Annotated in this window: 13 protein-coding genes; 10 read left to right on the top strand and 3 right to left on the bottom strand. The window is 69.2% G+C overall.

Annotated features, from left to right (window positions below; genetic code table 11):
• Nucleotides 1-79: 79 nt before the first annotated feature.
• The 7 genes from ftsZ to ligA all read left to right on the top strand — a co-directional run bounded on the left by ftsZ (nucleotide 80) and on the right by ligA (nucleotide 11,169).
• Nucleotides 80-1,792, top strand: a complete 1,713-nt coding sequence (gene ftsZ, locus EV667_RS19730) for a cell division protein FtsZ (RefSeq protein WP_131837069.1) — start codon at nucleotides 80-82, stop codon at nucleotides 1,790-1,792.
• 307 nt (nucleotides 1,793-2,099) lie between these two features.
• Entirely contained in the window at nucleotides 2,100-3,038 is a 939-nt protein-coding gene (lpxC, locus tag EV667_RS19725; protein ID WP_131837068.1) for a UDP-3-O-acyl-N-acetylglucosamine deacetylase, read from the top strand.
• 316 nt (nucleotides 3,039-3,354) lie between these two features.
• Complete coding sequence (locus tag EV667_RS19720; protein ID WP_425359047.1) at nucleotides 3,355-4,263, top strand: outer membrane protein assembly factor BamD; 909 nt, start codon at nucleotides 3,355-3,357, stop codon at nucleotides 4,261-4,263.
• A 140-nt stretch (nucleotides 4,264-4,403) separates the two neighbouring features.
• Nucleotides 4,404-6,077 (top strand): DNA repair protein RecN, encoded by a 1,674-nt coding sequence (recN, locus tag EV667_RS19715; RefSeq protein WP_131837067.1) that lies wholly within the window; start codon nucleotides 4,404-4,406, stop codon nucleotides 6,075-6,077.
• Nucleotides 6,078-6,281: 204 nt separating this feature from the next.
• Nucleotides 6,282-7,346 carry a glycosyltransferase gene (locus EV667_RS19710; RefSeq protein ID WP_131837066.1) on the top strand — a complete coding sequence of 355 codons (1,065 nt, stop codon included), beginning with the start codon at nucleotides 6,282-6,284 and terminating at the stop codon, nucleotides 7,344-7,346.
• Nucleotides 7,343-8,866 carry an ArnT family glycosyltransferase gene (locus EV667_RS19705; protein ID WP_131837065.1) on the top strand — a complete coding sequence of 508 codons (1,524 nt, stop codon included), beginning with the start codon at nucleotides 7,343-7,345 and terminating at the stop codon, nucleotides 8,864-8,866. The genes EV667_RS19710 and EV667_RS19705 overlap by 4 nt, the downstream gene beginning before the upstream one ends.
• A gap of 83 nt (nucleotides 8,867-8,949) precedes the next feature.
• Nucleotides 8,950-11,169 (top strand): NAD-dependent DNA ligase LigA, encoded by a 2,220-nt coding sequence (ligA, locus tag EV667_RS19700; RefSeq protein WP_425359046.1) that lies wholly within the window; start codon nucleotides 8,950-8,952, stop codon nucleotides 11,167-11,169.
• Nucleotides 11,170-11,230: 61 nt separating this feature from the next.
• Here ligA and EV667_RS19695 read toward each other — a convergent pair whose 3' ends face one another.
• The 3 genes from EV667_RS19695 to EV667_RS19685 form a co-directional block, all read right to left on the bottom strand.
• Nucleotides 11,231-11,383 (bottom strand): DUF3309 domain-containing protein, encoded by a 153-nt coding sequence (locus tag EV667_RS19695; protein ID WP_018387773.1) that lies wholly within the window; start codon nucleotides 11,381-11,383, stop codon nucleotides 11,231-11,233.
• Nucleotides 11,384-11,488: 105 nt separating this feature from the next.
• On the bottom strand, nucleotides 11,489-13,321 hold the full coding sequence (locus EV667_RS19690; RefSeq protein WP_131837063.1) for an aminopeptidase P family protein: 1,833 nt from the start codon (nucleotides 13,319-13,321) through the stop codon (nucleotides 11,489-11,491).
• A 145-nt stretch (nucleotides 13,322-13,466) separates the two neighbouring features.
• Nucleotides 13,467-14,846, bottom strand: coding sequence for an aspartate aminotransferase family protein (locus EV667_RS19685; protein ID WP_131837062.1), 1,380 nt, complete (start codon nucleotides 14,844-14,846; stop codon nucleotides 13,467-13,469).
• Between the two features lie 102 nt (nucleotides 14,847-14,948).
• On the opposite strand from EV667_RS19685, the gene EV667_RS19680 reads away from it, so the two are divergent.
• The 3 genes from EV667_RS19680 (at nucleotide 14,949) to EV667_RS19670 (ending at nucleotide 19,457) form a co-directional block, all read left to right on the top strand.
• Entirely contained in the window at nucleotides 14,949-15,821 is an 873-nt protein-coding gene (locus EV667_RS19680; RefSeq protein ID WP_131837061.1) for a LysR family transcriptional regulator, read from the top strand.
• A gap of 111 nt (nucleotides 15,822-15,932) precedes the next feature.
• Nucleotides 15,933-18,419 carry an ATP-dependent helicase gene (locus EV667_RS19675; RefSeq protein ID WP_131837060.1) on the top strand — a complete coding sequence of 829 codons (2,487 nt, stop codon included), beginning with the start codon at nucleotides 15,933-15,935 and terminating at the stop codon, nucleotides 18,417-18,419.
• 99 nt (nucleotides 18,420-18,518) lie between these two features.
• Complete coding sequence (locus tag EV667_RS19670) at nucleotides 18,519-19,457, top strand: 50S ribosomal protein L11 methyltransferase (protein WP_131837059.1); 939 nt, start codon at nucleotides 18,519-18,521, stop codon at nucleotides 19,455-19,457.
• Nucleotides 19,458-19,460: the final 3 nt, after the last annotated feature.

Raw genomic sequence — 19,460 nt, 5'->3', positions numbered from 1 at the left:
ATCCAATCCGCGCCGGCGGAACCGGCACCACAGGGATCATGACGGGCCGCGCGCCCGCCGGCGTTAGGGGACACTAAAAATGACCATCAACCTCCAGGTACCGGACATCCGCGAACTGCGTCCCCGCATCACCGTCTTCGGTGTCGGCGGCGCCGGCGGCAACGCCGTCAACAACATGATCACGGCCGGCCTGACGGGGGTCGACTTCGTGGTCGCCAACACCGACGCGCAGGCGCTCACCCTCTCCAAGGCCGAGCGCATCGTGCAGATGGGCGTCGCCGTCACCGAGGGGCTCGGCGCCGGCTCGCAGCCGGAAGTCGGCCGCGCCGCCGCCGAGGAAGCGCTCGACGAGATCCGTGATCACCTGGCCGGCGCGCACATGGTGTTCATCACCGCCGGCATGGGCGGCGGCACCGGCACGGGTGCGGCCCCGGTCATTGCCCGCGCCGCCCGCGAACTCGGCATCCTTACCGTCGGCGTCGTGACCAAGCCCTTCCATTTCGAGGGCCAGCGCCGCATGCGCATCGGCGAGATGGGCATCAACGAGCTGCAGAAGGGCGTCGACACCCTCATCGTCATCCCGAACCAGAACCTGTTCCGGGTCGCCAACGAGCGCACCACCTTCGCCGACGCCTTCGCGATGGCGGACCAGGTGCTCTATTCCGGCGTCGCCTGCATCACCGACCTGATGGTGAAGGAAGGCCTGATCAACCTCGACTTCGCCGACGTCCGCGCCGTGATGCGCGAGATGGGCAAGGCGATGATGGGCACCGGCGAGGCCTCCGGCGAGCAGCGTGCCCGCCACGCGGCCGAGGCGGCGATCGCCAACCCGCTGCTCGACGAAGTGTCGATGCGCGGCGCGCGCGGCCTGCTGATCTCGATCACCGGCGGCAAGGACCTCACCCTGTTCGAGGTGGACGAGGCGGCGACCCGCATCCGCGAGGAAGTCGATCCCGACGCCAACATCATTCTCGGCGCCACCTTCGACGAGACGCTGGAAGGCCTGATCCGGGTGTCGGTCGTCGCCACCGGCATCGACCCGGCGGTGATTCCCGAGCAGATCCCCCACATCATGAACAACCTCCCCGATCTCGGCGGCCGCCGTGTCTCGAATGCCGGCCGCGCCGCCGTGGAAGCGCGCCGCGACGCCGCCCTGCGCTCGGTCGCCTCGGCGCTCGACGCGGAAGATTTCGGCGCCCCCCATCACGAGCCGAGCTTCGCGGCCGCGCCGGTCAACGATCATCCCTATGGCGAGCCGTCCTACGCCCAGCCGTCCTATGCGCCGGCCGCCATCGACGAGGTGACGATCCGCCAGATGGCGCCCAAGCAGCCGCACTATGCCGAGCCGGAGCCCGCCCCCTACAATGAGGCGGCCTATGAAGAGCACGCGATCGACCCCTTCATCCCGCCGCAGGCCGAGCGCCCCGCCCCGCGCATGCCGCGCGTCGACGAGCTGCCCATGCCGGCGCAGAACCAGATCCGCGCCGCGCGCGGCGAGATGACCGATCATCATCACGCCGAGAAGAAGCGCATGACGCTGCTGCAGCGCCTCGCCAATGTCGGCCTCGGCCGCAACCAGGACGAGGACGAGATGGAGCCCCCGGCGGACATGCGTCCCGTCGTGCGCCGCGCGCCGCAGCAGCCCGAAGGCCGGCCGCTGGCCGACATGCGTCCCGAGACCTCGGAATACGCCAAGCGCCCGGCGGCGGCGCGTCCGGCCGATCCGCGCGCCGCGCGCCCGGCCGAGGACGATCACCTCGACATCCCCGCCTTCCTGCGCCGTCAGGGCTGAGGGCGGGTCCGGCAGGCGGCCTCGCGCCGCCTGTTACACAACGTGTGACGCACTGCAGCGCCCGGGTCGCGAGGCCCGGGCGTATCTAATTGAAATAAAAGGGGTTTTGATGTTGTTGCGTCAGCGTCGAAACGGTAACAGACGGTAAGCAAGCGTGATTTGGCGCAGACTCGCCGCGCCGTTATCTTGCCAGCCAACGATAAGCGTCCGCAGCGGATTCGGTTCCGCATTCTGCAAGGCGGCGCACTGTGTTGGTTTCGGGGATTGGGGAGAGCGGGGCGTTTTGCGCTTCCGTTTTTTGGGTCGAATGAACGCTGTACGGCAGACCACCCTTGGCGACGACGTGACGCTTTCCGGCGTCGGCGTCCATTCCGGCAAGATGGCGCAGATGCACCTCTCGCCCGCCGAAGCCGACACCGGCATCGTCTTCTTCCGCAAGGACACCAACCAGTCTGTGCGCGCCTGCCGCGGCGCGGTGCGTGGCAGCGATCTCGCGACCGTGCTGCGTGATTCGGACGGTCCCGCCGTTTCCACCGTCGAACATCTGCTCGCCTGCTTCGCCGGCCTCGGCGTCGACAATGCCCGGGTGGAGATCGACGGGCCGGAAGTGCCGATCCTCGACGGCAGTGCCGGCGATTTCGTGGCGGCGGTGGACGAGGCCGGCATTGTCGAGACCGGCCATGCCCGCCGCTATCTGCGCGTGCTCAAGCCGATTCGCGTCGAGACCGAGACCGGCTTCGGCGAACTCGTGCCCTACGACATGGGCTTCCGGCTGGAAGTCGAGATTGATTTCGACCACGCCGCCATCGGCCGCCAGCGCTTCGCCGCCACCATGTCGCCGGACGTGTTCCGCAAGGAACTCGCCGCCGCCCGCACGTTCGGCTTTGTCAGCGATGTGGAACGCCTGTGGCAGGCCGGCTATGCGCTCGGCGCCTCGCTCGACAACACGATCTGCCTCGGCGACGAAGGGGTGATCAACACCACCGGCCTGCGCTACGCCGACGAGTTCGTCCGCCACAAGGCGCTGGATGCCATTGGCGACCTCGCCATTGGCGGCCTGCCGCTGCTGGCCCGCTATCGCTCCTATCGCGGCGGGCACAAGCTGAATTTCGCCGTCGTCGACGCGCTGCTGTCCGACCGCTCCGCCTTTGAGATCGTCGAAGCCCGCATCCCGGCCCGCCGCACCGTCAGCAGCACTGCCGGCCTGGTCGCGGTTGCCGTCCCGGCCTACGCGCCGGAGCTGTGAGCCTCCCGCCGGTGCGTCTTTGCCCGGCATCGGTCGAGGTCGCCGGACCGACCGCATTCCCATTGGCGCCTGCCCGCCATGTGCGTCGCCCGGCCTTTCCTTTTCCGCTTCTCCGCCTCGGCGCGTTCCGCCCGGGCTCCTACTCTCCGCCCGCCCCTGGACCGCGTCCCTCGCGCAACAGGTGGCATGAAACGGTGGCCGGTGGCGCCTCTTTGCTCTTGGCATCCCAAGGCGCCATAATCCGGTCGGAAAGCCGCCTTAGCGCCTGACACGCACGTGGCGTCGAAGCAGCGACCAGATCGGGATCGAACTTGTGATGCGTCTTCTCTGTCTTGGCCAGACTGTTCCCGCTCGCGGGACTCCCGCCACCCCCCGCGCCCGCAGGGTGCGCTCGGGTATCGTCGCCGTGCGTTTGCTGGGGCTTGTGCTGGCCGGCGCCTCGCTGGGCGGTTGCGCCAGCCTGTTCGACACCAGCAAGGAAGAAACGATCTACCCCGACGTTCCGGCGGAGCAGCGCTACAATGAGGGCCTGACCCTCATGCAGAAGAGCGAGTATAGCGAGGCCATCACCCGCTTCGAGGATGTCGACCGCCAGCACCCCTATTCCGAATGGGCGCGCAAGGCGCTGCTGATGATCGCCTATGCCAATTACACCCAGGGCTCCTATGAGGAGAGCATCGCGGCGGCGCGGCGCTACCTCGCGCTACACCCGGGCTCGGAAGACGCGGCCTATGCGCAGTACCTGGTCGCGGCCTCCTATTTCGACCAGATTCCGGACATCTCCCGCGACCAGCAGCGCACCCAGCGCGCGATGGATTCGCTGGAGGACGTGATTCGCAAATACCCCAATACGGAATATGCCGTCAGCGCCAAGAAGAAGCTCGAAGTCGCCCGCGACCAGCTGGCTGGCAAGGAGATGATGATCGGGCGCTATTATCTCGAACAGCGCAACTATGCCGGGGCCATCAACCGCTTCAAGGTGGTGGTGACGCGCTACCAGACCACCCGCCATGTCGAGGAGGCGCTGTACCGCCTCACCGAAGCCTATATGGCGCTGGGCGTGATGAGCGAGGCGCAGACCTCGGCGGCGGTGCTCGGCTATAACTTCCCCGACAGCTCCTGGTACCAGGACGCCTACAAGCTTGTGCAGTCGCGCGGCGTCGATCCGAAGATGAACGAGCAGTCGTGGATCGCCAAGGCGTTCAAGGGCTTCACCCTGGGCTAGAGGCCGGCGGAAGCCGGAAAACGCCTCTTCCGCCGCGCCGCGACATGTGAGAACGTAGCGAGAACACGGATGCGCGTCCTCTCGCGACCTGCTAGAAAGACACGCCTCGTCCCGCAGGAAAACGTTCTGGAGCGTCACGCATGCTGATCGCCCTGTCGATCAGGGATATCGTGCTCATCGAGCGGCTCGACCTCTCCTTCCATTCCGGTCTCACCGTAATGACCGGCGAGACCGGCGCCGGCAAGTCGATCCTCCTCGACGCCTTCACCCTCGCCCTTGGCGGGCGGGGCGATGGCTCGCTGGTTCGCCAGGGCACAACGCAGGGACAGGTGACGGCCGAGTTCGACCTCGCCGCCGATCACCCCGCGCGCGGCCTTCTGGCGGAAGCGGGCATCGACGATGACGGCGCACTGGTGCTGCGGCGGGTGCAGCACGCGGACGGCCGCACGAGAGCCTTCGTCAACGACCAGTCGGTGAGCGCGCAGATGCTGCGCAACCTCGGCCGGCGGCTGGTGGAAATCCACGGTCAGCATGATGACCGGGCACTGGTGGACCCCGCCTCCCACCGCGCCCTGCTCGACGCCTATGGCGGGCTGGTGGAGCTTGCCGAGGAGGTGGGCGCCCGGGCGCGCGGCTGGCGCGTGGCGCGCACCGAGGCGGCACAGGAGAAGGCGCGGCTCGACGAGGCGGCGAAGGAGGCGGACTTCATTCGCCACGCGGTGGAGGAACTCACCGCGCTCGGGCCCGAGCCAGGCGAGGAAGAGCGCCTCGCCACGCGCCGGACCGAGATGATGCGCTTCGAGAAGATCGCGACCGATCTCGCCGACGCGCAGGACGCCGTCGGCGGCAATAATTCGCCCATTCCCGGCCTTGCCGCCGCCGTGCGCCGGCTGGAGCGCCGGGCTGGCGAGGTCGAGGCGCTGGTGCGCCCGGCGGTCGAGGCCATCGACGCGGCGCTGAACGCGCTGGACCTCGCCCGCACCCATCTCGACGCGGCGCTGCGCGAGGCCGATTTCGATCCGCACGAGTTGGAGCGCATCGAGGAGCGGCTGTTCGCCCTGCGTGCCGCCGGGCGGAAATATGCCTGCACGGTCGACAACCTGCCGAACGTCGCGGCGCGCTTTGCCGACCAGATCGACGCGCTCGACCATGGGGCCGAGACGCTGAGAGGGCTGGAGGCCCGCGCCGACGCCATGGAGGCGGCCTATCGCCACGCGGCGCGCGACCTGTCGCAGAAGCGCCGGACCGCCGCCGTGGCGCTGGACGCGGCGGTGAACGCCGAATTGCCGCCGCTGAAGCTGGAGCGCGCGCGCTTCCTCACCGATTGCCAGGTCGACGAGGCGGCGCAGGCGGACGGCTATGACCGCATCGAGTTCTGGGTGCAGACCAATCCCGGCACGCGCCCCGGCCCGATGATGAAGGTGGCGTCGGGCGGCGAATTGGCGCGCTTCCTGCTGGCGCTGAAGGTGGTTCTGGCCGACAGGGGCTCGGCGCCGACGCTGGTCTTCGACGAAATCGACACCGGGGTTGGTGGCGCGGTGGCGGACGCCATCGGCGCCCGGCTTGCCCGGCTTTCGGCCCGCGTGCAGGTGGTGGCGGTGACGCATGCCCCGCAGGTGGCGGCGCGGGCCGGCAACCATTTCCGCATCGCCAAGGAGGCAATGGCCGATCTCGACCGGGTGGCGACACGGGTGGCGCCGCTGGCGCCCGCCCACCGGCGCGAGGAGATTGCCCGCATGCTGTCGGGCGCCGAGGTGACATCCGAGGCACGGGCGGCGGCCGACAGGTTGCTCAAAGGCGCGGCCGCCGATTGATGCCGGCCGGGCAGCCGGCATGCGCGTGGCGGCCGTCGACTTCCGCGCCGCGCTGGCCTATTCGACGTTCGCACGCTCCATTCCTCTCTCTGCCGGCTTCCCATGACGTCCTCGCTGCCCCTCGCGCCTGCCCCAGCGGTGCCTGCCCAAGCCGCGCCCGCTCAAAGCCCGGCGGTTTCTGCGGCGCGTGCGCCCGAACTGACGGTGGTCATTCCCACCTTCAATGAGCGCGGCAATCTGGAGCCGCTGGTGGCGCGGCTGGAGCAGGTGCTGGCCGGTATCGCCTGGGAAGCGATCTTCGTCGACGACAACTCTCCCGATGGAACCGCCGATGCGTTGCGCGCCATCGGGCGGCGCGACCCGCGCATCCGCTGCATCCGCCGCATCGGGCGGCGCGGGTTGGCAGGGGCGTGCATCGAGGGCATGCTGGCGGCGCAGGCGCCGATCGTGGCGGTGATGGACGCCGATCTGCAGCATGATGAGGGCCTGCTGCCGCGCATGCTCGACGCGATGGGCGCGGGTGCCGATGTGGTGGTGGCGACGCGCTACGCCCCGGGCGGCGATGCGGAGGGCTTCAGCGCCTGGCGCGGCCGGGGCAGCCGGATCGCCACAACGCTGGCACAGCGCGTGCTGCATGTGACCTCCTCCGACCCGATGAGCGGCTTTTTCATGCTGCGGCGCGAGACGGTCGAGGAACTGGCGCCGAAGCTCTCGACGCAGGGCTTCAAGATTCTGCTCGACATTCTCGCCACCGCGCGGGGCCGGCTCAAGGTGCAGGAGCTGACCTACAGCTTCGGCGTGCGGCAGAGCGGCGACAGCAAGCTCGACAACCGGGTGCTGATGGATTTCCTCGGCCTCATCGTCGCCAAGGCGAGCGGCGGGCTGGTCTCGCTGCGCTTTCTCTCCTTCGCCACGGTGGGCGCGGCCGGCCTCGTCGTCCATCTGGCGACGCTGCGCCTCGGCCTGGGCTTCGCGCTCAGCTTCCTGGCGGCGCAGACGGTCGCCACATTGACGGCGATGACCTTCAACTATGTCCTCAACAACCTGCTCACCTATCGCGACCGCCGGCTTACCGGCTGGGCGTTCCTGCGCGGGCTGGTGGCGTTCTATGCCATTTGCGGGCTCGGCGCCGCGGCCAATGTCGGCGCCGCCGAATGGGCCTTCTACCAGACCGCCCAATGGTGGCTCGCCGGCATCGCCGGGGCCTGCATCGGCGCGGTGTGGAACTACGCCATGAGCCGGGCGCTGGTGTGGAAGGACGCGGCATGAACCCGCCTGCCGCCGGCCCGGCGCCCTCATCTCCACCCGTGGACATCGCCACGCGCGGCGCGCTGGTGCTGATCGGCCTGATGCTGGCCTGGCGGCTGGTGCTCGCCGCCTTCGTGCCGCTGGTGCCGGACGAAGCCTATTATGCGCTGTGGGCGCAGGGGCTTTCGGCCGGCTATGTCGACCACCCGCCGATGATCGCGTTCTTCATCCGCGCCGGGCAGATGCTGCTGGGCGACACCCCGCTCGGGGTGCGGCTGTTCTGCGTGCTCGCCGCGCTGCCGGCGAGCTGGTTCGTCTGGCGGGCGGCGACGGAGTTGCTGGAGGACCGGCGCGCCGGGGCGCTGGCGGCGGTACTGTTCAACGCGACGATCTTCGGCTTTCTCGGCATGACGCTGGCGACCCCGGACGCGCCGCTGGCGCTGTTCTGCGCCGCCATGGTGTGGTGCGCGGCGCGGCTGGTGCGCGCGCCAACACCCTTCTGGTGGCTGGCCATGGGACTGGCGACCGGGCTGGCGGCGCAGTCGAAATATTCCGGCGTGATGCTGGCCGGCGCCTTTGCGCTGGCGGTGCTGGCGCTGGCGCCTCTGCGCCGGCAATTGCTGACCCCCTGGCCGTGGCTGGCGGGACTGCTGGCGCTGCTCGTGTTCCTGCCCAACATCGCCTGGAACGCGACCCATGACTGGGCGACGCTGACCAAGCAGGGCGGCCGGGTGACGGCGCAGGCGCCGTTCCGGCCCGGATTCCTGCCCGAGTTCATCGGGTCGCAGATCGCTCTGGCGACACCGCTGGTCTTCCTGTTCGCCGTGCTCGGCCTGATGCCGCGCCGCGCCGCCGCCACCTTCCGGCCGGGGGGCGGGCGGGCGCTGGTGTTGATCCTGCTCTTCGTGCCGCTGGCCTATTTCGCCATGCACGCGCTGTGTTCGCGCGTGGAGGGGAACTGGGTTGGCTTTCTCTACCCGCTGCTGGCGGTCGCGGCGGCGGCGGGGATGCTCGCCCCCATGGGCAGCGGCTGGGCCGGCCGGAACCTGCCGGGTCTGGCACGGGCGACGCTGCCGCTGGCGTTCGGCCTGATACTCGCCTTGGGCATTCACGCGCTGTTCGTGCCCACCACGCTGGCGGGAAACAAGGATGCGGTGCTGCGCATGACCCGCGGCTGGCCGGAATTCGCTGCCGAGATCGACGCCCGCCGTCGCGCCATCGGCGCCAGCGCCATCCTCACCAATGATTACCAGATGACGGCGATGCTGAAGCGCGAACTGCCGGGCGTGACCGTGCAGCAATTCGACGAGCGCCAGCGCTACGCCTTCATGGACGAGCCGGAGCTGCTCTCCCTGCCCGGGCCGCTGCTGCTCGTGTTGTCCACCTTCCGCTCGTTCAACGACATTGCCGGCGCCTTTGGTGGGCGCAAGGATCTTGGCGAGGTGTCGCGGCGGTTCCGCGACGTGACGATGCCGCCGGTGCGGCTGTTCCGCCTCGACCCGGTGGAAGCGCCCGCGACGGCCGGACCGGCCGCCCCCTGATCGGAAGACTTGAGGCGGCCGGCGATTTCTGAAAAAGGGAGAGGGCCCCGGCGGTGTGCCCGCCCATGCCTGCGGTGAGTGCCATGTCGCGATCCCTGACGCCTTCCTCCGCTCTGCCGGGCGACGAACCGCCGGACGATGCCGCTGGCAAGGACGTCGCGACGCTGACCGCCGACGAGGCGGCCGGTGAGCACGCAAAACTCGGCGAGGACATCGCCGGCCATGACCGGCGCTACTACCAGGACGACGCGCCGAGCGTTTCCGACGCCGATTACGACGCGCTGCGCCGGCGCTATGAGGCGATCGAGGCGCAGTTTCCCGAACTGCGCGGGATGGACAGCCTGTCGGAAAAGGTGGGCGCCGCGCCCTCCGCCAAATTCGCCAAGGTGCGCCATGCCGTGCCGATGCTGTCGCTCGGCAACGCCTTCGCCGATGAGGAAGTGGAGGAGTTCGTCGCCCGCGTGCGCCGCTTCCTCGGCCTGCCGGCCGATGCCGACCTCGCCCTGACCGCCGAGCCGAAGATCGACGGCCTGTCCTGCTCGCTGCGCTACGAGAACGGCGAGCTCAAACAGGCGGCGACGCGCGGCGACGGCTTCGAGGGCGAGGACGTGACCGCCAATGTGCGCACCATCGGCGAAATTCCGCAGCGACTGAGGGGCCAGGACGTGCCCGCCATCGTCGAGGTGCGTGGCGAGGTCTATATGGGCCACGACGCTTTCGCCGCGATCAATGCCCGCCAGCTTGAGGCGGGCAAGCCGCTTTTCGCTAACCCGCGCAACGCGGCGGCGGGCAGCCTGCGCCAGCTCGACCCGAAGATCACCGCCAGCCGACCGCTGCGCTTCTTCGCCTATGCCTGGGGCGAAGTGGGGGAGGAAGGGCTTCCCGCCGACACCCAGTTCGGCGTGATCGAGGCGTTCAAGCGCTGGGGCCTGCCGACAAATCCGCTCACCGTGCGCTGCCATTCGGCGCAGGAGCTGCTGGCGCATTACCGCAGCATCGGCGAGCAGCGCGCCACGCTGGGCTACGACATTGACGGCGTCGTCTACAAGGTGGACAGCCTCGCGCTGCAGGGGCGGCTGGGCTTCGTCTCGCGCTCGCCGCGCTGGGCGCTGGCGCACAAATTCCCGGCGCAGCGGGCGATCACCCGGCTGGAGCGGATCGAAATCCAGGTCGGGCGTACCGGCGCGCTCACCCCCGTGGCCAAGCTCACCCCGGTGACGGTGGGCGGCGTCGTCGTCTCCAACGCCTCGCTGCACAATGAGGACTACATCAAGGGCATCGGCGGCGCCGGCGAGCCGATCCGCGGGACCCTGGAAGGCGAGCCGATCGACATTCGCGAGGGCGACTGGGTGACGATCCAGCGCGCCGGCGACGTCATCCCGCAGGTGGTCGGTGTCGAGCTGGAGCGCCGGCCGGCCGAGGCGACGAAATTCGTGTTCCCCACGCTGTGCCCCGCCTGCGGCTCGCATGCCGTGCGCGAGGAGGGCGAAGTGGTGCGCCGCTGCACCGGCGGGCTGATCTGCCCGGCGCAGGCAGTGGAGCGCATCCGCCATTTCGTCTCGCGCGACGCCTTCGACATCGAGGGGCTGGGCGAGAAGCAGGTGCAGGCGTTTTTCGAGGCCGGGCTGGTGAAGCAGCCGGCCGATATCTTCACGCTGGAGGCGCGGGATTCCGCTCCCGGCGCGCTCACAAGGCTGAAGAACCGCGAGGGCTGGGGCGAGACCTCGGCCAAGAACCTGTTTGCCGCCATCGCCACCCGCCGGCGCGTGCCGGTAAACCGCTTCCTCTACGCGCTCGGCATCCGCCATGTCGGCGAGACCAACGCGAAAAGGCTGCTGCGGCATTTCCCGACCATCGAGGCGCTGCGCGAGGTGGCACGGGCGGCTGTGCCGCCGGGCGAGGAGCACCCCAAGGGCAATGAGGCCTGGGCGGAGCTGGTCGGCATCGAGGGCATCGGCGCGGTGGTAGCGGAGGCGGTGGTCGATTTCTTCGACGAGCCGAACAACCAGGCGGCGTTCGAGGCGCTGCTGCGGGAGGTGACGCCCGAGCCGATGGAAGCTGTCGCCAGCGCCGGCGCGGTGAGCGGCAAGACGGTGGTGTTCACCGGCGCGCTGGAAAAGATGACCCGCGACGAGGCCAAGGCGATGGCCGAGCGGCTGGGCGCCAAGGTGGCGGGCTCAGTGTCGAAAAAGACGGATTATGTCGTGGCGGGAGCGGATGCCGGCTCCAAGCTCGCCAAGGCCCGCGATCTCGGCGTTGCCGTCCTCACCGAAGACGAGTGGCTGGCGCTGGTTGCCGGCTGAAGACGCAGAAAAGCCGCCGCGGGGGGAGACGCGGCGGCTTTTCAATAACGGCGCGCGACGGTCAGAGGCGGCCGGTAAGCATCATCACGATCAGGATCACCAGAAGGATGGTGACGAGACCGCTCGGGCCATAGCCCCAATTGCGGCTGTAGCCCCAGCTGGGCAGAGCGCCGACAAGGATCAGGATCAGAATTACAATCAGAATAGTCGTCATGCCGAGTCTCCAGCCATCCCGTTACATTGGTCGCCGGGATAACGTCACCGTGACGCGAAGGTTCCATTGAACCTTTAGCTTCTCATGACGGGCATAAACGCGCCTTCAGACGGCCAGTGGCGCCGTCGCCGCCTCCAGCCAGACGCGCGTGGTCGCATCGACCAGCGGACCGATCTCGACGCGCACGCGGGCATGATAGGCGTCGAGCCAGGCGACCTCGTCCGGGGTGAGCAGGGCGGTCTCGATGCCGCGCCGGTCGAAGGGGGCAAGCGTCAGGGTCTCGAAGGCGAGCAGCGTGCGTTCGGCGCCGGCCACCGCCGGGCCATCGACCACAATCTCAAGGTTTTCCAGCCGGATGCCGTAAGCGCCCGCCTTGTAGTAGCCGGGCTCGTTGGAGAGCACCATGCCGCGCGCCAGCGCCACCGTGCCGAGCTTGGAAATCCGTGCCGGCCCCTCATGCACCGAGAGATAGGCGCCGACGCCATGGCCGGTGCCGTGGTCGAAATCGAGCCCGGCGGCCCACAGATGCTGGCGGGCGAAGCTGTCGAGCTGCGAGCCGGAGATGCCGAGAGGAAAAACCGCGCGGGCGATGGCGATGTGCCCTTTCAGCACGCGGGTGAAGCGGTCGCGCATTTCCGTGCTGGCGGTGCCGACGAAGAGCGTGCGGGTGACGTCGGTGGTGCCGTCCTCGTATTGCGCACCGGAATCGATGAGGAACAGTTCGTCGGGGCGGATCGCCCGGTTGGTCGCCTCGGTGACACGGTAATGCACGATGGCACCATTGGGCCCGGCGCCGGAAATGCTGGGGAAGGAAATGTCCTTCAGTTCGCCCGTCTCGCGGCGGAAGCCCTCCAGCGCGCACACGGCGTCAATCTCGGTCAGCGCGCCCTTCGGTGCCTCCGTGTCGAACCAGGCGAGGAAGCGGGCGAGCGCGGCGCCATCGCGCCGGTGCGCGGCCCGCATGCCGGCAAGCTCGGCCGCGTTCTTGGCCGCCTGCATCAGCGCGACCGGGCTCGCGCCGTTCGACACCTTGCCGCCGGCGGCCTCTACCCGCGCGGCCAGCAGGGAGGGGGCGGTCGCCTGATCGAGGCGCACGGTGGCGCCGCCTGCGGCCGCCATTTCCACCGCGCGCTCCAGCAGCATCGGCTCGGCGATCTCGGTGACGTGGCCGAGCGCGTCGCGGGCGGCGTTGGAGAGCTTGCGGCCGTCGACGAACAGGGTCGGGCGGCCGGTGCGCGGAATGAGCGCCCAGGCCAGCGCAAGCGGGGTGAAGTTCACGTCGCCGCCGCGGATGTTGAAGGCCCAGGCGACCGAATGCGGATCAGAGACCACCAGCGCGTCGAGCTTCTGCTCGGCCAGAGCCGCCTGTATGCGGGCGATCTTGTCCGGCGCGCTCTCTCCGGCCAGCGTCGGGTCGCGCAGGGTGACGGGGGCGAGCGGGGGGGCGGGGCGGTCGTGCCACACCGCGTCGAGCGGGTTGCCCTCGACCGCCACCAGAACCGCACCGGCTGCGGTGGCGGCACGGCGCAGCTTCTGCTCGCCTTCCACCGTGGTCAGCCAGGGGTCGTAGCCGAAATGCGCGCCGGCGGTGAGGTGCTTTTCCAGCCAGCGTTCGGGCGAGGTTTCCGCCAGCGGCACCACGGTGAAGGAGGCGGTGTCGACCTGTGCGGCGGCCTGCAGCGTGTAGCGTCCGTCGACCACGATCGCGGCTTCGTCCCGCAGCACCAGAGCGAGGCCGGCCGAGCCGGTGAAGCCGGTGAGCCAGGCGAGGCGCTCGTCGCAGGGCGGCACATATTCGTTCTGGTGCGCGTCGGCGCGGGGAATGAGAAAACCGTCCAGCCCGCGCCGCTCCAGTTCGTCCCGCAGCAGCTTGAGCCGGGCGGTGCCGAGCGCGGGGGCGGCGGAATCGGCGAAGGTCTGGAACTTGGCTTCAAACATCGGGGGCCTTGGGCAGGTGCTGCACGGAAGGGTTTCCGCGCAATCAGACCATGCCCGGCCCACTGACGCCAGCGGCGTTCCCCCTGCCGTCAACGACCCGCTTGCCTTGCGCCGGGGGCCCCGATCGCCGGGCCGGCCGGCGGCGTCAGCGGGTGGCGGCGGCGATGGAATCGGAGATGATCTCCAGCCCGAGGTCGATCTCGGCCTCGGAGACGGTGAGCGGCGGGGCGATGCGGAACACGCCGCCCATGCCCGGCAGCTTGACGATGTTCATGCTCAGGCCCCGGTTCATCGCCTCTTCCATGACGCGCGCGCCAAGCTCGAAGCCGGGTTCCTTGGTGCCGCGATCGAGCACGATTTCCAGCCCGAGCAGCAGGCCGCGCCCGCGCACATCGCCCACGCAGTCATAGCGTTGCTGAAGCGAGAGCAGGCCATCCTTGAGCCGCTGACCGCGCGTGATCGCCTGTTCCACCAGCCCGTCGCGCTCGACCACGTCCAGCACGGTGACGCCGACGGCTGCGGGAAGCGGATCGGAAACATGGGTGGTGTAGAACAGGAAGCCCTTCTCAAAGGCCTTTTCCTCGATCGCGGGGGCGGTCATGACGGCGGCGAGCGGCAGGCCGGCGCCGAGCGTCTTCGAGAGCGTCATGATGTCGGGCGTCACGCCGTCGCGCTGGAAGGCGAACATGTGGCCGGTGCGGGCGATGCCGGTCTGCGCCTCGTCGAGGATGAGCAACATGCCCCGCTCCTCGCATTTCTGCTTCAGCGCCTTGAGGTAGCCGGGCGGCAGTTCGAGAATGCCCCCGCTCGACAGGATCGGCTCTGCGATGAAGGCGGCCAGCGCGCCGGTGGACTGGCGGTCGATGAGCGAGAAGGCGTCGTCGAGCTCGGCCTGCCAGTCGTTGGAACCGTCCGGATGGGTGAAGCGCGGCCGGTAGGAGTTCGGCGCGGGGATGACGAAGGAGCCCGCCGCCACCGGCCCGTAGCCCCGGCGCCCGGCGCTGTAGGTTGCCGCCGCCGCCGCGCCGGTCATGCCGTGCCAGCTCTGGGCGAAGGCGACGATCTCGTGCCCGCCGGTCACCAGCTTCGCCATGCGGATGGCGGCCTCGTTCGATTCCGCGCCCGTGGAAAGCAGCTGGACGCGCTCCAGCCCCGGCGCCAGCGCGGCGAGGCGGGAGGCGAGCTCAACCACCGGGCGCGAGAGCATGCCGGAAAACAGATGGGCGACCCGGCCCATCTGGCGCTCGACGGTGGCGACGATGTCGGGATGGGTGTGGCCGAGCACCGCGCTCATCTGGCCGGAGGTGAAGTCGAGAATGCCGCGTGCGTCGGCATCATAGACAAAACTGCCCTCCGCCCGCTCGACGATGATGGATTCGAAACTGGGCCCATAGCGGGTGAGGTGGGTGCCGGCGGCGGCCCAGAAGGCGGGGTCGGCGTTCTGCGACCCGGCGTTGGTCGTCTCGGCGTTCTGCGTCTCGGCGTTCAGCGACTCGGCGTTCAGCGACTCGGCGTTCAGCGTCATGGGATCACCCGTGGAATGGCCAGGTTAAAAGAGCTAGCGGGCCTTGCCCATTCAGGCAAACTGATATTACTTCATTCCGATATTGATGAAATTGATAGTTCGATGACGCTTATCCCGGACCTCGACCTCGCCTTGCTGCGCAGCTTCGCCGTCGTGGCGCGCACGGGCTCGATCAGCGGCGCCTGCATGCAGATCGGCCGCACCCAGTCGGCGCTGAGCATGCAGATGCACCGGCTGGAAAGCGCCCTTGGGCAGCCGCTCCTGCACCGCAGCGGCTCGGGCGTCCGCCTCACCATGGCGGGCGAGAAGCTGCTGGTGCATGCCGACGCCCTGCTCGCGCGCCACGACGAGATCCTCGCCGACATGGTGGGGACGGGGCTGCGCGGCCCGGTGAGCTTCGGCTGCCCGGAAGATTATTCCGCCGCGTTCCTGCCTGAGCTTCTGCGCGGCTTCTGCGCGCTGCATCCCGATGTCGAATTGCGCATGGTGTGCGCGCCGACGCTGGAACTGCGTCCGCTGCTGCACCGGCGGCAGATAGAGATGGCGCTGGTCTCGGTGTCCGATCCCGGCGGCAGCGAGGTGATCCGGCAGGAGGACTTCGTCTGGGTGGCCAATGATGCCGCGCCCTCGGTGCTGGGCCAGCCCAGCCTGCCGCTGGCACTCTCGGCGCCGCTCACGCTGGATTATCGCGCGGCCTGCGCGGCGATGGAGTCCGTGGGGCGGCGCTACCGGGTGGCCTTCGCCAGCAACAGTCTGGCCGGCCTCATCGCCATCGCCCGCTCTGGCCACGCGATAGCGGTGCTGACCCGCATGGCGGTGCCCCCCGATCTTCATATCGTCACCAACGGCATGCCGGCGCTTCCCAGCATCGGCATCGCGCTGGAATATGCCGACCCGCGCCCTTCGCTGGCGGCGCGGGCGCTGGGCGCGCATATAAGTGCGGCGCTTCCGGCGCTGCGGTATCGCGCGAGCTGAGCGGTATCGCGCGAGCCGAATCCTGGCAATTGCGCCCCGCCCTCGCCAAATGGGCACGCCGGTGCCATTTTGTTCCCTCAAGAATCATCCATCATGACTGAGAGCAGGCCTTTGGCCGACCCCCGAAATACCCCGGATGGCGATCCCTCCGACTTCCCGTTCGACCTGCCGGTGGCTACCCCGCGCCCCGGCGGCATCGCCGCGCGCGCGGCGGCGCTGGCCAATCCCGGCCATGGCGCGCAAGGACGGGGCGTCTATCTCGATGGGCTGAACCCCGAGCAGCGGGCGGCGGTGGAAGCGACCGAGGGTCCCGTGCTGGTGCTCGCCGGCGCCGGCACCGGCAAGACACGGGTGCTGACCACGCGCATCGCCCATATCCTCTCGCTCGGCCTTGCCTGGCCCTCGCAGATCCTGGCCGTCACCTTCACCAACAAGGCGGCGCGGGAGATGAAGGACCGCATCGGCGCCATGGTCGGCGAGCAGGTGGAGGGCATGCCGTGGCTCGGCACGTTCCACTCCATCGGCGTGCGCATGCTGCGCCGGCATTCCGAGCTGGTGGGGCTGCGCTCGGGCTTCACCATTCTCGACACCGACGACCAGATAAGGCTGCTGAAGCAGCTTCTGCAGGCCGAATCCATCGACGAGAAGCGCTGGCCGGCGCGGTTGCTCGCCAACATCATCGACGGCTGGAAGAATCGCGGCCTCTCCCCGGCGCAGGTGCCGGCCGGCGAGGGTTCGGCGTTTGCCAACGGGCTTGGGCAGAAGCTGTACACCGACTATCAGGCGCGGCTGAAGGCGCTGAACGCGGTGGATTTCGGCGATTTGCTGCTGGAGAGCATTCGCCTGCTGCGCGAGAACCCGGACGTGCTGGCGGAGTATCATCGCCGCTTCCGCTATATCCTCGTCGACGAATACCAGGACACCAATGTCGCGCAGTATCTGTGGCTGCGGCTGCTGGCGGCGGGCTCGCGCAATGTCTGCTGCGTCGGCGACGACGACCAGTCGATCTATGGCTGGCGCGGCGCCGAGGTGGACAACATCCTGCGCTTCGACAGCGATTTTCCCGGCGCCACCGTGGTGCGGCTGGAGCGCAATTACCGCTCCACCGGCCATATCCTCGGCGCGGCGGCGCACCTTATCGCCCACAATGCCGGGCGGCTCGGCAAGACGCTGTTCTCGGAAGGCGAGAGCGGCGAGAAGGTGACGGTGACGGGCGCCTGGGACAGCCAGGAGGAAGCCCGCGCCATCGGCGAGGAGATCGAGCAGTTGCAGCGCGCCGGCCACGCGCTGACGCAAATCGCCATCCTCGTGCGCGCCTCGTTCCAGATGCGCGAATTCGAGGAACGCTTCGTCACGCTGGGGCTGAACTACCGCGTCATCGGCGGCCCGCGCTTCTACGAGCGGGCGGAAATCCGCGACGCGCTGGCTTATCTCAGGGTCATCGCCTCGCCGACCGACGACCTCGCCTTCGAGCGCATCGTCAACGTGCCCAAGCGCGGGCTCGGCGACGCGGCGCTGCGGCAGATCCACGATCATGCCCGCGCCGCCCAGCTTCCACTGGCCGAAGCCGCCCGCGAGCTGGCGGCGAGCGAGGAACTGAAGCCCAAGGTGCGCCTCACCTTGCGCGAGCTTGTCGGCTCGTTCGACCGCTGGCGGGAGCAGATGGCCACCATGCGCCATCACGAACTGGCGGAGATCGTGCTGGACGAGTCCGGCTACACCGAGATGTGGCAGAAGGACCGCTCCGCCGACGCTCAAGGCCGGCTCGACAACCTCAAGGAACTCGTGCGCTCGATGGAGCCGTTCGAGAACCTGATCGGCTTCCTCGAACACATTTCGCTGGTGATGGATGTCGATCGCGGCAATGGAGGCGATGCCGTCAGCATCATGACGCTGCATTCCGCCAAGGGGCTGGAATTCGATACTGTGTTCCTGCCCGGCTGGGAGGAGGGCGTGTTTCCCAACCAGCGCGCGCTGGACGAGCAGGGCCGTGCCGGGCTGGAGGAGGAGCGCCGCCTCGCCTATGTCGGCATCACCCGCGCGCGCAAGCGGGCCAAGGTGTTCTTCGCCTCCAACCGGCGCATCCACGGCCTGTGGCAATCGGCCGTGCCGAGCCGCTTCCTCGACGAATTGTCGGAGAAGGACGTGGAGGTGACGGAATCGCGCGGCGGGCAGGGCTGGGGGGGCGGCCAGTCGGGCCGCTATGGCTACGGGCCGAGCCGTTTCGACGAGGCGCAGACCTTCGGTTCCTCCTATTCCACGCCCGGCTGGCAGCGGGCGCAGAACGCCTCTCGCGCCGGCGGCGGCGGATCGGGCGGGTCGTCAGGCGGGTTTTCCGGCGGCGGGTCGGGCACCTTCGCCGACAACCGCCCCTCGCGCTTCGCGGCAAGCGAGAAGGCGCGCGGCGGGCTGGTCATCGAGGGCGAGCTCATCGCCCGCTCCACCGGGCCGGCGACGCGCTTTGCCGTCGGCGACCGGGTGTTCCACCAGAAGTTCGGCTATGGCGAGGTGGCCTCGGTGGAAGGCAACAAGCTCACCGTGCAGTTCGACAAGGCCGGCGAGAAGAAGGTGGTCGACAGTTTTGTCGACGCGGCGTGAGAGGCTGAGCCTTCCTCCCGCGCTGGCGTTCGGGCGCGGTCTCGCTTACAGAGCGGCCACCGCCTCTAAAGCTCGCCCCGCCACCCCGTGAGGACCGCCATGCTCGAAGGATTGCCGCCCAATGGCGCGTCGCATGTGATGCGGGTGGATGCGCCCGAGCACGAGGCGCGCGCCATCGCCGAATATCTCGGCGAGAGCTTCGACCCGGCCGAGGTGGCCGCCGCCGCTTTCGAGGTCGAGGACCGCGCCGAAGGGGCGGGTTGGGCGGTCGAGGTTTATTTCGGCGATCCGCCGGACGAGGAGATGGTGCGCGAGCTGGTGGCGCTGGTCTCGCCGGACGCGGCGGCGGCGGCGGTGTTTTCGCTGCTCGACAAGAAGGACTGGGTGGCCGCCTCGCTGGAGGGGCTGGCTCCGGTCGCCATCGGTCGCTTCGTCGTGCATGGCTCGCATGATCGCGGGCGGCTGGCGCCAAGCCGGATCGGCATCGAGATCGAGGCGGCGCTGGCCTTCGGCACCGGCCATCACGGCACCACCAAGGGGTGCCTTGCCGCCATCGACGCTTTCGGCAAGCAGCGCCGCCCGGCCCGCACGCTCGATGTCGGCACCGGCACCGGCGTTCTCGCCATGGCGGCGGCGCGGCTGTTCCATGCCCCGGTGCTGGCCAGCGACATCGACCCGGTGGCGGTGGCGACGGCGCGGGCCAATGCGGTGGCGAACCGGGCCGCGACGCATATCCGCTTCCTGCATGCGCCGGGGCTGGGTGCGAGGGAGTTCCGCCGCGAGGGGCCTTACGACCTGATCCTTGCCAACATCCTGCTGGCGCCGCTCAAGGGCATCGCCCGGCAGCTGAGCCTGCTGCGGGCACCGGGCGGGACGGTGGTGCTGTCGGGGCTGCTGCCCTCGCACGCCAATGCGGCGCTGGCCGCCTATCGCGCGCAGGGCCTGCGGCTGAAGCGCCGCCGCACCATCGAAGGCTGGACCACGCTGGAACTCACCGCCGATCGCGGGCGCAACACCACGCCCGCCGACCGCCGGTGAGGG

Source organism: Ancylobacter aquaticus (genome assembly GCF_004339465.1).
GTDB lineage: Bacteria > Pseudomonadota > Alphaproteobacteria > Rhizobiales > Xanthobacteraceae > Ancylobacter > Ancylobacter aquaticus.
This window is presented reverse-complemented; position numbering and strand designations above follow the sequence as displayed.